9 protein-coding genes and 1 tRNA gene are annotated in these 14,135 nt (G+C 60.0%); all 10 read left to right on the plus strand.

All coding sequences use genetic code 11. The annotated features are described in order from the left end of the window. Window positions 1-38 precede the first annotated feature (38 nt). The 10 genes from SJQ66_RS20190 (at window position 39) to purT (ending at window position 14,112) form a co-directional block, all read left to right on the plus strand. Window positions 39-485: a GatB/YqeY domain-containing protein gene (locus SJQ66_RS20190; protein WP_320535231.1), complete on the plus strand. Its 447-nt coding sequence runs from the start codon at window positions 39-41 to the stop codon at window positions 483-485. Window positions 486-534: 49 nt separating this feature from the next. After that, the gene (locus SJQ66_RS20195) at window positions 535-2,610 is read left to right on the plus strand and encodes a DNA primase (protein ID WP_024902144.1); all 2,076 of its coding nucleotides are present in this window, start codon (window positions 535-537) and stop codon (window positions 2,608-2,610) included. 656 nt (window positions 2,611-3,266) lie between these two features. Next, window positions 3,267-5,333 (plus strand): RNA polymerase sigma factor RpoD, encoded by a 2,067-nt coding sequence (gene rpoD, locus SJQ66_RS20200; protein ID WP_024902146.1) that lies wholly within the window; start codon window positions 3,267-3,269, stop codon window positions 5,331-5,333. Window positions 5,334-5,414: 81 nt separating this feature from the next. Further along, a tRNA-Ile gene (locus tag SJQ66_RS20205) sits at window positions 5,415-5,493 on the plus strand. A 277-nt stretch (window positions 5,494-5,770) separates the two neighbouring features. Beyond that, window positions 5,771-7,339, plus strand: a complete 1,569-nt coding sequence (locus SJQ66_RS20210; protein ID WP_320535232.1) for a methyl-accepting chemotaxis protein — start codon at window positions 5,771-5,773, stop codon at window positions 7,337-7,339. Window positions 7,340-8,130: 791 nt separating this feature from the next. After that, entirely contained in the window at window positions 8,131-9,573 is a 1,443-nt protein-coding gene (locus SJQ66_RS20215; protein ID WP_024902149.1) for a circularly permuted type 2 ATP-grasp protein, read from the plus strand. Window positions 9,574-9,669: 96 nt separating this feature from the next. Then, the gene (locus SJQ66_RS20220; protein WP_024902150.1) at window positions 9,670-10,623 is read left to right on the plus strand and encodes an alpha-E domain-containing protein; all 954 of its coding nucleotides are present in this window, start codon (window positions 9,670-9,672) and stop codon (window positions 10,621-10,623) included. Window positions 10,624-10,641: 18 nt separating this feature from the next. Next, window positions 10,642-11,517 carry a transglutaminase family protein gene (locus SJQ66_RS20225; protein WP_024902151.1) on the plus strand — a complete coding sequence of 292 codons (876 nt, stop codon included), beginning with the start codon at window positions 10,642-10,644 and terminating at the stop codon, window positions 11,515-11,517. 97 nt (window positions 11,518-11,614) lie between these two features. Further along, a complete protein-coding gene (locus tag SJQ66_RS20230) occupies window positions 11,615-12,673 on the plus strand; it encodes a proteasome-type protease (protein WP_024902152.1) in 1,059 nt (352 codons plus the stop codon). Window positions 12,674-12,864: 191 nt separating this feature from the next. Then, entirely contained in the window at window positions 12,865-14,112 is a 1,248-nt protein-coding gene (gene purT / locus SJQ66_RS20235) for a formate-dependent phosphoribosylglycinamide formyltransferase (RefSeq protein ID WP_320535233.1), read from the plus strand. The last annotated feature ends 23 nt before the right edge of the window (window positions 14,113-14,135 follow it).

The following is a 14,135-nucleotide window of genomic DNA, read 5'->3' on the forward strand; positions in this document are numbered from 1 at the left end:
GGTTTCCGTTGGATTTCTGTTTGCAAGGTGGATGCGCGATGAGCTTGAAGGATCAGATCACGGAAGACATGAAGGCGGCGATGCGCGCACGCGATACCGGGCGCCTGGGCACGATCCGCCTGTTGCTGGCCGCCATCAAGCAGCGCGAAGTCGACGAGCGGATCACGCTGGACGATGCGGCCGTTACGGCCGTGGTCGAGAAACTGATCAAGCAGCGCCGCGATTCGATCGCGCAATATACTGACGCCGGGCGCACCGATCTGGCGGAAATCGAGCAGGCCGAGATGGCCGTGCTGGAAGGGTATATGCCGGTCCAGCTGGATGACACCGCGATCGACGCGGAAGTGGCGGGTGCGATTGCCGCGCTGAGCGCCGCCGGTCCGCAGGACATGGGTAAGGTAATGGGCCGCTTGAAGCCGGCGCTTGCCGGGCGCGCGGACATGACCAAGGTCTCCGCACGGGTCAAGGCCGCTCTGGCCAGTTGACTCGGCTGAAGGGTTCACTTTTTCCTGGCCCGGTGCCATTGGTTGAGACGTGATTCCGCACGCTTTCCTGCAGGATTTGATCGACCGCGTCGACATTGTCGAAGTGGTGGGCCGCTACGTGCAGTTGAAGAAGACCGGTGCGAATTACTCCGGCCTGTGCCCCTTCCATAACGAAAAAAGCCCGTCATTCACGGTCAGTCCGACGAAGCAATTTTTTCATTGCTTTGGTTGCGGCGCGCATGGAACCGCCATCGGTTTCCTCATGGATCATGCCGGCCTGCCGTTCCCTGAAGCGGTGGAGTCGCTGGCGCAATCGCTCGGCATCAGCGTGCCCAACGAGCCGGGCCCGAATCAGGGGCCTGGCTATCGAGGAGGCGGCGGTGGCGCATCGCCGAACGATAGTCGGCAGGAAGCGCGAAAGTTGTCCGATGTCATGCGCGTCGCTTGTGACTATTACCGTGCGCAACTGCGGCAGTCGCCCGTGGCGATCGATTACCTGAAGGGGCGGGGCCTGACCGGCGAAATCGCGTTGCGCTTCGGCTTAGGCTATGCACCAGGCGGTTGGCAGAACCTGGAGTCTGCATTCGATGACTACCGCGATCCTCGCTTGGTCGAGACCGGACTTGTCATTGTTTCGAACAAGCGTGACGGTCGGGATGTCGAACCGCATGCAGTCACATTGGACCATGGGGCTGGCGGCGCGGAGGCGCGCTCCGAAGGGTCGCCAGGCGATCTCGACAAGAACGGCGATCCGCACGAGGCGGCACCGCCAGACCGCAACGCACGCCGTTATGATCGCTTCCGTGAACGGATCATGTTTCCGATTCGCAATGCTGCCGGTCACATCATTGGTTTTGGCGGTCGCGTACTGCACAAAGGCGAACCCAAGTACTTGAATTCACCGGAAACGCCGCTATTCAGCAAAGGTAATGAGTTGTACGGCCTTTTCGAGGCGCGGTTGGCGATTCGCGAGCGTCGTTTCGTGCTGGTGGTGGAGGGCTACATGGATGTCGTGGCATTGGCGCAATTGGGTTTTCCCAACGCGGTGGCGACACTCGGCACTGCCTGCACGCCTGTACACGTGCAAAAGCTGGTCCGCCAGACCGAGCGCATCGTGTTCAGTTTCGATGGGGATGCGGCAGGGCAGCGTGCCGCGCGCCGGGCGCTGGAAGCGAGCTTGCCGCACGCGGCGGATAACCGGGAAATGGCGTTCTTGTTTCTGCCGGACAAGCACGATCCCGATAGCTATATCCGTGAACATGGCGCCGATGCATTTGGCGAGGCCGTGGCTCGTGCAATGCCGCTTTCCGAATTTCTGTTGTCGGAAATAAGTGGCGACAAGGACCTGAGAACGCCGGAAGGGCGCGCCAAGTCGATGTACGACGCCAAGCCGCTGCTGCAGGCCATGCCGGCGAACGCGCTACGCTTGCAGATCATGCATGCGCTGGCGGATCGCCTTGGGGTGTCCGTGGGCGAGGTGGCGGCGTTGTGTGCTGTTGACGCCCGCGCGGTGCCCGCGCGGCCGCAGGCCCCTCCCGTGTCTGCACGGCGACGCGTTACCGGCAACGAACAGCGCGCATTGCGCAATCTGGTGATGTATCCGCGTATCGCATTGGCTCTGGACCAATCGGCCCTGGACATCATCGCTGATTGTGCTCAGCATGGGGCGCTCTTTGCAGAGGTGATTACCCATGCGCGCGCGTTGGGTCCACAAGCGGAATTCCGGTTTTTATCCGATGTCTTGCGCGAGTCCGAATATGCCCCCATGTTCGATGATGTATTCAAGGAAATCCTGCATTACGACGAAAACGTCCGCGATTTGATGGGTATTGTCAGCACCGGCCGTACCGACGATGCCGACGACGACCAGTCGCTTGTGTCAGCGGCACGACGGGCGGATGCGGCGCGGGAACGCATGGAAGCGGCGGAAGCCGGGGCGCAGGCGGAAGTGATGGCGGCGCTGGCGAACATGCGCGTGGACAGCGTGGCGAAACGGCTTGATCAACTGTCCCGTCAATCGCCGCTGACACCGGAGCAGATGGCCGAAATGTCTTCATTGTTCCGGTTAATGGCGGAGTTGAAGCAGGCCGCGGCGTCGGGTGCGAACCCGGAAGGAAGCGCTTGAACGGAAGGGCATGCCAGAAAGTGAAGATCCCAATTCATGCTATATAGGCGATATGGTGCTATACTTTCGGGTTTACGGTGCTGGTAAAATCACAAGCTTGCTGAATAAACCAAAGCAACTACTTGTTTTTACAGAATTTGGCACTATTTAGAACAATGCGGTTGTAGCAAGAAAGATGAACCAGAAACGCATGCTGGAACCCCGACAGCCTACAAATCAGGCCGGGTTCTTATAGGCAATGGGCGTGCCGCGGTCCCCCCGTGGCGCATCGAAGGCGTAGCAGGCGCCGCCCCGCGTTTCCGATATCTGCGAAAGATTTGCCGGCGGGCTTTGGCCTGTGTGGCGTCGTATGCGGCGTGGTCCTCGCCGGTACGGTGACCACGCGGGTCGAAGCCACTCATCAACGCAACGCGCGGACTGTCTGCGCGCCATCCCGTAAAGCGCGGGGTTGGCGACAGGTCGAGGCGCACGGCAAGTCCGTCACGCGGCGGCTGACGACGCGTGCGGCGGCACATTTTCGAATGGACGGCACAGCGGTGCGAAGCATTCGGTAAATGGGCGGCTGCAGCGATTCGCGGCACGTGCAACCCAAGGAACCCAGGGCCAATCGACGTACGCGACAGGCGTATGGAAGGCGGGCCGCTATGGCGAACTCCATGAAAAAAACGTTGAACGAAGTGTCCACTGTAGAAGATGTCGCGGCTGTTGAGGAACCCTCCAAAAGCGAAAAACCGGCATCTCCGACTCCTGCCAAGGCGCGTGATCGTCGTGCGAAAGAAAAGACGCTGCTGAAGGATGCACTGGCATCGCATCAGCCCGGCACGGCCGAGGAGCTTGAGGAAAGCCGTACGAAATTGCGCGCGCTGATCAAGTTGGGCAAGGAGCGTGGCTTCCTGACGTTCTCGGAAATCAACGACCATTTGCCTGACGGCATTGTTGAAAGCGATGCGATAGAAGGCATCATCGGCACGTTCAGCGATATGGGCGTGCGCGTGTACGAGCAAGCGCCCGACGCCGAAACGCTGCTGCTGAACGACAACGCCCCTGCCGCCAGCAGCGATGACGAAGTCGAGGAAGAAGCAGAAGTCGCACTGTCTACGGTGGACTCCGAATTTGGCCGCACGACGGACCCGGTCCGGATGTACATGCGTGAAATGGGCACGGTTGAACTGCTCACGCGCGAAGGCGAAATCGAGATCGCCAAACGGATCGAGGAAGGCCTGAAGCACATGGTGCAAGCCATCTCGGCATGCCCTACGACGATCGCGGATATTCTCGGCATGGCCGAGCGTGTGGCGAACGACGAGATCCGCGTGGACGAACTGGTTGATGGTCTGCTGGACGCGGAAGCCGCTGAAGCCGCCGCCAACGAAGCGGAGCTGGCCTCTGAAGACTCGGACGACATGGACGAGGAAGAAGAGGAGGAAGAGGACGACGCGGAAGATGACGAAGACGAGGAAGATGGCGACGAAGGGGCGCGCCAGGCATCGGCGAACGCAGCGCAGCTGGAAGCATTGAAACGCGCTGCGTTGGAGAAGTTTGGCAAGATCAGTACGGAATTCTCGGCGATGCGTGATGCTTACGAGAAGGAAGGCTATCAATCGCCGGCCTATCTGCACGCGCAGGAAGCCATTCAGCAGGAGTTGACATCGATTCGCTTTACCGCACGTACCGTCGAGCGTTTATGCGATACATTGCGTGCGCAGGTCGAGGAAGTGCGCAGCGTCGAGCGCCAGTTGCTGGCTACCGTGGTTGATCGTTGTGGCATGTCGCGCGCGGAATTCATCCAGCGCTTCCCGGGCAACGAGACAAACCTGGAATGGGCGCAAGCGATCGTTGACGAGCGTCATCCATATAGCGCGGTGCTGGAGCGGAATATTCCGGCAATTCGCGAACAGCAGCAGAAACTGATCGACTTGCAGGCCCGCGTCGTGTTGCCGCTGGGTGACCTGAAGGAAACGAACCGGCAGATGGCGTCCGGCGAGTTGAAGGCACGCCAAGCCAAGCGCGAGATGACGGAAGCGAACTTGCGTCTCGTGATCTCGATCGCGAAGAAATACACGAACCGTGGCCTGCAGTTCCTGGATCTGATTCAGGAAGGCAACATCGGTTTGATGAAGGCCGTTGACAAGTTCGAGTACCGTCGAGGCTATAAGTTCTCGACGTACGCGACATGGTGGATTCGTCAGGCGATTACGCGGTCGATCGCGGATCAGGCGCGGACTATCCGGATTCCGGTGCACATGATCGAGACGATCAACAAGATGAACCGGATCTCGCGTCAGATTCTGCAGGAGACCGGGCTCGAGCCGGATCCGGCGACGCTGGCCGAGAAGATGGAGATGCCAGAGGATAAGATCCGCAAGATCATGAAGATCGCGAAGGAGCCGATCTCCATGGAAACGCCTATCGGCGACGACGACGATTCGCACTTGGGCGACTTCATCGAGGACAGCAATACCGTGGCGCCGTCTGATGCGGCATTGCATTCCGGCATGCGTGATATTGTCAAGGATGTGCTGGACTCGCTGACGCCGCGCGAGGCGAAGGTGCTCCGGATGCGTTTCGGTATCGAAATGAGCTCGGATCACACGCTCGAGGAAGTCGGGAAGCAGTTCGACGTCACCCGTGAGCGAATCCGTCAAATAGAAGCCAAGGCGCTGCGCAAGCTGCGTCACCCGAGCCGTTCTGACAAGCTGAAATCGTTCCTCGAAGGAAATTGATGTCCGTTGTGAGCTGATGGCCGATTCGCAGAGGGAGGGCGCTTGGAAATTAGGCCTACCCCGTGCGATAATGCGTGCCCCGGGCCTCTAGCTCATGCTTGGTTAGAGCAGCGGACTCATAATCCGTTGGTGCCGTGTTCGACTCACGGGAGGCCCACCAAACACAGTAAGAAAAGCCACCTTCGGGTGGCTTTTTGCTTTGAGGCGTATTTGTGGCCCCCGTGGCGTCCTCCGGCGAGCCGATATCGACCGGACGGTAAGTGTTTTTCAGATACCTTTTTTATCTCATTACAGCGATCTTGCTGTTCGTGACAGGTGCATTGCGCCAGTCATTGTCTGCGCTCTTATACATATAAACCCTAAAGAAAAATTGCTCCAGCATTCAATTGGAAATGCCGTTAAGGAACCAAACAATTCTACTTGGCTTGGGGACGGCAATGCGCAATATGAAGGTATCCACGCGTCTTACTATCGGTTTCGGTTTGCTAACGGCGCTGGTGCTTACCGTGGCGGCAATCGCCTTCTATGGTTTGTTGCGGTTGGATGCCCAATTCGATGCCGTTGCACGCGTACACAACGCCGAAACGCGATTGGCCAACGAACTGCGTGCATCCATTCTGGATCGCGCGATTGGCGTCCGGAACATGGTCCTGGTTACCGACCGACGGGATAACGCGCAGGACGCCGAGCGCATCAAGAAACAGGAACAGGCCTACGCCGACGCGTACGAGAAATTATCGCGTCTGTTCGCGGAGGAACCCACGACAACGGAACGCCAACGCGCCCTTCTTGTGGCACTGAAGCAGGACGAAGCTGCGGCGTTGCCCCCGATGCGAAAAGCGATTGAACTCGCCCAGTCTAATGATTTCGCGGGCGCTACCCGAGAACTCCTTCAGAATGCGCGTGCCCCGCAACGCGTTTGGCTCGACCGCACGATCGAATTGGCCAGTATCGAGGATCAGTTGAATGTTAAAGCGCAGCAGCAAGCGGAGGAGACCCTCTCGAGCGTTCGCAAATCTATTGCCCTTATCGTGACGATTGCCGTGGTAATTGCGAGCGTGACCGCAACGTTGATCACCCGTAGCATCTTGCGGCAGCTCGGTGGTGACCCCGCACTCGCCCAGCATGCTGCAGCACAGATCGCAGAGGGCAACCTGATGATTGATCTGCATTTGACACGCGGTGATTCCCGCAGTCTCATGGCCTCACTGGAGGCGATGCGTGTCAGGTTGACGTCGATTGTCCAGGACATCAAGATCTCCGCCGAGTCGATTTCAGTCGCGGCGGGCGAAGTGGCGCAGGGAAATGTCGATCTGTCGCAACGCACCGAAGAGCAGGCTGCGTCGCTGGGTGAGACCGCTGCCAGCATGGAGGAGCTGACCGCCACGGTAAGGCAAAACACCGATAATGCCCGTCAGGGCAGTACGCTGGCGGTGACCGCATCCCAGACGGCGCTGTCGGGAGGGGACGTGGTCAAGCAGGTGGTCAGCACGATGGACGATATTTCCACGAGTTCGAGCAAGGTCACTGAAATTATCTCCGTGATCGAAGGTATTGCATTCCAGACAAATATCCTGGCGCTCAACGCCGCTGTCGAGGCGGCACGCGCCGGCGAGCAAGGCCGGGGGTTTGCCGTGGTCGCTGGTGAGGTGCGCACCTTGGCGCAGCGCAGCGCGGTGGCGGCGAAGGAAATCAAGGAGCTGATCGAGAAATCCGTATCGGATGTGAACAATGGCTCCGGGTTGGTGCGGGACGCCGGGCAGACGATGGGTGAAGTCGTACGGTCAGTGAAACGCGTCACCGACATCATGGGCGAAATCGCTTCTGCATCAACGGAGCAAGTAACGGGTATCGAGCAAGTGAACCAGGCGGTGGCGCAGATGGACAGTGTCACGCAGCAGAACGCAGCGCTGGTCGAGCAGGCATCGGCGGCGGCGCAGTCGATGGCCGATCAGGCAAAAAACCTGAAAGCCGTGGTCTCCGTGTTCAAGGTCGATGCAAGGTGACGTGCGGTATAGACGCCTGGTTGTTGGTGTGAAATGGTTTCACGTCGATGCGAGATGCCTGCCGGTTCCTGGCTTCGACAAACAACATGAAGTGACGTATAAGGCACCTGGACGGGTGCCGTGGCAGTACGACTGTCAGGTCACGTTGACCGAATTGGAAAAGCATGGGCATGCTTACCGATCGCATCCTACGCGGAAAGGCTGATCAGCCTTTCCAATGATCTATCCGGGAAAATTCTTGCTCTCTCCTGAATTGCTTCGTTATCCTCTATAAATGAGGTGCGCCGTCACAGCGTGCCGTTTAGGCGTCGTGGGCCGATCGATCCGCGCGTGCAGGCGACGGCAATAAGCAAATGAGAGGCCGACGGACGGGATGCAGATTTACGGTGCCATAATGGGCTACCTGATAGCCATGCGCGGCTTTACCCGCGCAGCCTGGCAGCGTTTGAAGGCGAGGGGGCGCAACAGCCGGAACCATGTCAATCCATGGCGTATTGGCACGTTGATTCTGCAAAATGACGATATCCGGCCTGCCCTCTTTGGATAGCGCCCGGGAAACGATGGCGCGGTACGATGCCGCCCAGGTTCGCGCCAAAATGGTGCGGCAAGGCGCTGCGTCTTGTCGGAATTTGCCGTAAATTGGCGAGATGCGATGATCGGATGGGATAAGGTTGGCTAAAAAATCTCAAAATTGCCCCATCTTGGTGAATGACGGGCTCGTCCAGGCGGGCATGCCTTTCGCTTAGACAGGACTCTCCATGCAAGGCAGGCCACAGGCCAAAGGCGTAACGATGCGAATTTACGACGAAATGCAGGAGACCGGCGCCGCCATGATCGCGGGCCATGTGAACACGGAAGGAGGGATCAGGCGGCACTACCAGCGTTTCCATCAGTGGTTGCAAGCGCAGCCTGCCGAAACGATTGCCCGGAAACGGGCCGAGGCGGATCTGCTGTTCCGCCGCGTAGGTATCACGTTCGCGATGAACGGGGACTTGCAGGGCACTGAACGCGTCATTCCCTTCGATATGATTCCGCGGATCATCCCGGGTGACGAGTGGCGCCGACTGGAAGCGGGGCTGCGGCAACGTGTCAAGGCGCTGAACCTGTTCATCCACGATATCTATCACGACGCCAATATCGTCAAGGCGGGTATTGTTCCCGCGGATCAGGTCTTCACCAACGCGCAGTATCGCCCCGAGATGCAAGGTGTGGATGTGCCTCTCGGCATTTACGCCCATATTGCGGGTGTCGACGTTGTCCGCAACGGCGATGACGGCGAGTTCTATGTGTTGGAAGATAACCTGCGGGTGCCGTCAGGTGTCTCGTACATGTTGGAAAATCGCAAGATGATGATGCGGTTATTCCCCGAGCTGTTCGTGCAGAACCGTGTTGCACCCGTGGCCCATTATCCGGATCTGTTGCTCGAAACGCTCCGGTCCGTTGCGCCGCCTGGCGTCGACGAACCGGTAGTGGTCGTGCTGACGCCGGGCATGTACAACTCGGCGTATTTCGAGCACTCGTTCCTGGCGCAGCAAATGGGCATCGAATTGGTCGAAGGCAAGGACCTATTTACCGAGGATAACTACGTATTCATGCGGACCACGCAAGGTCCGCGCCGCGTGGATGTGATTTATCGCCGGATCGACGATGATTTTCTCGATCCGCTCGGGTTCAGACCGGACTCCGCACTCGGGGTGCCGGGACTGCTGACATCCTATCGCGCCGGGAAGGTGGTTCTAGCGAACGCGATGGGAACCGGTATTGCCGATGACAAGTCGATCTATCCGTATGTTCCGGAGATGATTTCGTTCTATCTGAACGAAGCACCGATCCTGAAGAATGTGCCGACGTTTCAGTGCCGCAAGCCGGAAGATCTGGCATACACGCTTGCGCATTTGCCCGAACTCGTCGTCAAGGAAGTACACGGCGCGGGTGGCTACGGCATGCTCGTCGGCCCGGCATCGACGCACGAGGAAATCGAGGCGTTTCGTGCGCTTTTGCTGGCAAAGCCCGCCGGATATATTGCGCAGCCGACGTTGTCATTGTCAGCTTGCCCTACCTTCGTCGATGCCGGCATCGCACCGCGGCATATCGATCTGCGACCGTTCGTGTTGTCGGGGCGTGATGTGACGATGGTCGCCGGCGGCTTGACCCGTGTCGCGTTGAAGGAAGGGTCTCTGGTGGTGAATTCGTCGCAAGGGGGCGGAACGAAAGATACCTGGATGGTCGACTGAGCCGATTCGCGACGCCGCTCACGCCTTACGCACGCAGCGGCAATACGCGCGCTATTCTGCGCACCGACAGCAAGAACAGAGACAGGAAAGACGACCATGCTGAGCCGAACAGCGGACCACTTGTTCTGGATGGCGCGCTACATGGAGCGCGCTGAAAATACCGCCCGGATGCTCGACATCCACTTGAAGGGGGCGCTGTTGCCACAAACCGCGGAAGCGGAAGCCGAAGCCCAGCGCGAAATGCTGCGGATATCGGAACTCGAGGGCGCGTTTGCCGAGCGCCACGGTGATGCCCCGCCGACGTTGGCGGCGGTATTGGAGTTCATGGTCGCCGATGCGTCGAATCCGTCGAGCATCCGTTCGTGCCTGTATGCGGCACGTGAAAACGCCCGCGCGGTGCGGGGGTCATTGACGACGGAAAGTTGGGAAACGCTGAACTTCACCTGGCTGGATTTCTCGGACCGCCTGGTGCGTGACGAACTGACGGCCAATCCGGAGGCGTTGTTCGAATGGGTCAAGTATCGCTCCCACCTGACCCGCGGCGTGATTTCCGCAACGGCGCTGAAGGATGATGCGTTTTATTTCATACGACTCGGTATCTTCCTGGAGCGGGCCGACAACACCGCGCGTATCCTCGATGTGCGCTTGTCGGACAGCACCTTGACGCGCGACAACGCGCGTCAATTGGAGGATTTTTACTATTGGACGTCGGTGCTCAGTTCCGTGTCGGCGCTGGAGATTTACCGAAAGGTGTACCGTGATGTGGTGACGCCGTCGCGCGTGGTGGAATTGTTGATTCTCAACGCGCAGATGCCGCGCTCGCTGCTGGCGTCGCTCGACGACGTATGCGAAATGTTGGCCCTGCTTCGGACGCCGGGTTCCGCGGAGTGCGAACGTTTTGCCGGAAAGCTCCGCTCGGAACTGTTGTACGCGGATATCCAGCAGATCTATGCCACCGGCCTGCACACCTACCTGACCCAGTTTCTGAAGCGTGTCGATGAACTGGGCATGCGTGTGATGCAAACCTACTTGATGTTGCCGCTGGTGTAAGCGGCAGGAGACGGAACCATGCAGTTGAACATTCGTCACGATACGCGTTACCGTTATGCCACGCCCGTCCAATACTCTATCCAGCAATTGCGCCTGACGCCGGAAACGAACAGCGCACAGCATGTACGGCACTGGTCGATCGACGCGCCCGGAAAGCTGGACGCCACGCGCGATGCCTATGGCAATATCCTGCACACCCTGGTGTTGAACCGTCCGCATGAACAGATCGTCTTTGCGGTCAGTGGCGAAGTGGAGACGGTGCCGCTGCGTGACGGCTGGCTATCGGACGGCCCGGGTCGCATCCCGATCGCGCACTACACCTGTGCCACGCCTTTGACCGAAGCCGACGATGCCATCCGGGCGATGGCAAGTACGCATTCGTCGCTGCGCACGCCGGCGGATCTGATCGCGCTCGCCGAAACGATCTCGGGGCGCGTGCGCTACATGCCAGGCGTCACGATGGTCACCAGCACCGCCGCGCAGGCCCTGGCGTTGGGTAACGGCGTCTGTCAGGATCATGCGCATTTGATGTTGGCATGTTGCCGGGAACGGGGCGTGCCGGCACGCTATGTCAGTGGCTATATCGATCCGGGCGATGTGCCCCATGCCGCAAGTCATGCATGGGTCGATGTCTGGCTTGACGGCGGTCCACAGGGCGCGGGTTGGGTGACCGTGGACGTGACACATGCGGTATTTGCCAGCGAACGCTATTGCCGCCTTGCGGTAGCACGCGATTTCCAGCCCGCCTCGCCGGTGCGAGGCTCGCGCATCGGTGGAAGGGATGAAACACTTGAGGTGGCAGTGTTCGTCGACGTCGGAGGGGCGGCGCGCAATCCCGCCGCGAACGGCCTGGGCAACGGGATTGGCAGTAGCGTCGGCATGGCGCAACAGTGATCGCTTCACGCGAACGGCAGTTGCGCATCGCGCCTGTGATGCATCGGCGCGCCGTTCTACAATACCGGATTGAACGAAGGCGGCGAGGTAGGCGGAGATGACATATTGTGTGGCGCTGTGTGTGGATGAAGGGCTGGTCTTCCTGTCCGACACGCGCACCAATGCGGGCGTGGACAATGTAAGCGCGGCGCGAAAGATGGCTGTGTTCGAGCAGCCCGGTGACAGGGTGCTGACATTGTTGTGCGCCGGTAACCTCGCATTGACGCAGGCTGTCGTGCAGCGGTTGACCGAGGGCGCTTCTCCGGAAGCGTTGCAGGATGGCGAGCGGGCAATGCGCCGGACTGGGCAGGGCAATGCGCCGGTGTCGATGGCACCATTGGGTCAGCAAGCGATCCCGACGGAGGCGGTCACCGTGGCGGTCAGCACCACGGATGCCTCGTCTTCCCTCCCGGCGACCCCGGTGACGTTGTGGACGGCTTCGTCGATGTTTGAAGCTGCCCGGGTCGTGGGGCAGGCCGTTCGCGATGTCTATAAGCGTGATGCGCAAGCGCTATCCGAATTCCAGGTCGAATTCAACTGCAGTTTTATCCTGGGCGGCCAGATCGGTAGCCAGAAACCCCGTTTGTTCATGATTTACGCCGCGGGCAATTTCGTCGAGTCCACGGACGCCTGCCCGTTTTTTCAGATCGGCGAGTCCAAATACGGCAAGCCGATCATCGATCGCGTGGTGACGCCGAAGACTTCATTGGACGAGGCCGCCAAATGTGCGCTGATCTCCATGGATTCGACGCTGCGCTCGAATTTGTCGGTAGGTTTGCCGTTGGACCTGCTGGTCTACGAGCGCGATGCGTTGCGGGTCAGCCGATTTGCGGTATTGGACCAGGACAACGCGTATTACCAGATGATTCATCGCAGTTGGGGCGAGCGACTGCGACAGGTGTTTGGTGAAATTCCCAATCCAGTCTGGACCGATGTCGACAGCGCACCGTTCCATGAACGACTTGACGGCGGTGTCAGCCAGGCACTGCGCTCTCACACCGGCCATGCACCGCAGGATCCCGCGGTACCAGGCGGTGCCCTGGCGAACGGCGGTGAAGAGAGTGCCCCGGCGCAAACACTGGCGCAATCCGAGCGGGGTCTGCCCACGCAGAGTTGAGCAATCGTCATCTGGTCGATCGCCTTCGATTACCCATGGGCAATGCTATCGAGCCCGCCGCGAGCGTGTCAAAAGGCGGGGTGCCTTGTCGGTGGCCTCGCGCCAGCGGCGACGACGCGCATACGCCCACACGCGTCGACCGGGTACAATCCCGCCATTCCGAACCCTTCCTTGATCACGCTATTGTCGCCATGAGCCAATCGACCCTTTCCGCCGCTCCCACCCCATCCGTCTTGCCCGCGTTTGGCACACCATTGAGCGGGTCCGCGTTGCGCGTCATGCTGCTTGGTTCCGGTGAATTGGGTAAGGAAGTGGTCATTGCGCTGCAGCGCCTGGGCGTGGAAGTGATCGCGGTCGATCGCTACGAGAACGCGCCGGCCCATCAGGTCGCCCACCGGTCGCATGTCATCGCGATGACCGACGGCGCGGCGTTGCGCGCGGTGATCGAAGCGGAGCGCCCCCATCTGATCGTGCCGGAGATCGAGGCAATCGCCACCGACATGCTTGCCGAGATCGAGCGTGAAGGGCTGGCGCGCGTGGTCCCTACCGCGCGTGCCACGCAATTGACGATGAACCGCGAGGGGATTCGCCGCTTGGCCGCCGAGGACCTGGCGTTGCCGACCTCGCCTTATGCGTTTGCCGATACGCGCGAAGCGCTCGAAGCGGCGATCGACGCCGGCATCGGCTATCCGTGCGTGGTGAAGCCGGCGATGTCGTCATCGGGCAAGGGGCAATCCGTGCTGCGCTCCGCGGCCGATCTGGACCCTGCGTGGGCGTATGCGATGGCAGGTGGACGCGTTGCCGGTACGCGGGTCATCGTCGAGGGCTTCATCGACTTCGATTACGAAATAACGCAACTGACGGTACGCGCGGTAGGGGCGTCGGGTGCCGTTGAAACCTTCTTCTGCGAACCGATCGGGCATCGCCAGGTGGACGGCGACTACGTGGAATCCTGGCAGCCTCAACCCATGAGTCCGGTCGCGCTTGCCAAGGCCCGTGATGTATCGCACAAAGTAACCGAGGCACTGGGTGGCTGCGGTCTATTCGGCGTGGAAGCGTTTGTAAAAGGCGACGATGTCTGGTTCTCCGAAGTCAGTCCGCGTCCGCATGATACCGGTCTGGTAACGCTGTGCACGCAACGCTATTCCGAGTTTGACCTGCATGCACGCGCGATCCTGGGCTTACCGGTGGACCCGTCGCTGCGTGAGGCTGGCGCGTCCGCGGTGATCTATGGCGGCATGGAAGCGCAAGGGATTGCCTACGATGGCGTCGCCGATGCGTTGAAGGTGCCAGGCGCGGACCTGCGGTTGTTCGGCAAGCCGGAAAGCTTCAAGAAGCGCCGCATGGGCGTGGCGGTTGCCACCGGGTCGACGACGGATGAGGCACGCGAGCGTGCCCGCACTGCCGCGGCTCGGGTCAAGCCGCGCCGTGTCGAATGACGCCAGCGCGGGGCGGGGAATAC

The organism is Robbsia andropogonis (assembly GCF_034047095.1).
In the GTDB taxonomy this organism is placed as follows: Bacteria; Pseudomonadota; Gammaproteobacteria; order Burkholderiales; family Burkholderiaceae; genus Robbsia; species Robbsia andropogonis.

Coding starts and splice junctions, on each gene's coding strand:
- SJQ66_RS20225 (WP_024902151.1), top strand. CDS start 10,642: ATGCAGTTGAACATTCGTCACGATACGCGTTACCGTTATGCCACGCCC.
- SJQ66_RS20215 (WP_024902149.1), top strand. CDS start 8,131: ATGCGAATTTACGACGAAATGCAGGAGACCGGCGCCGCCATGATCGCG.
- SJQ66_RS20210 (WP_320535232.1), top strand. CDS start 5,771: ATGCGCAATATGAAGGTATCCACGCGTCTTACTATCGGTTTCGGTTTG.
- SJQ66_RS20230 (WP_024902152.1), top strand. CDS start 11,615: ATGACATATTGTGTGGCGCTGTGTGTGGATGAAGGGCTGGTCTTCCTG.
- rpoD (WP_024902146.1), top strand. CDS start 3,267: ATGAAAAAAACGTTGAACGAAGTGTCCACTGTAGAAGATGTCGCGGCT.
- purT (WP_320535233.1), top strand. CDS start 12,865: ATGAGCCAATCGACCCTTTCCGCCGCTCCCACCCCATCCGTCTTGCCC.
- SJQ66_RS20220 (WP_024902150.1), top strand. CDS start 9,670: ATGCTGAGCCGAACAGCGGACCACTTGTTCTGGATGGCGCGCTACATG.
- SJQ66_RS20190 (WP_320535231.1), top strand. CDS start 39: ATGAGCTTGAAGGATCAGATCACGGAAGACATGAAGGCGGCGATGCGC.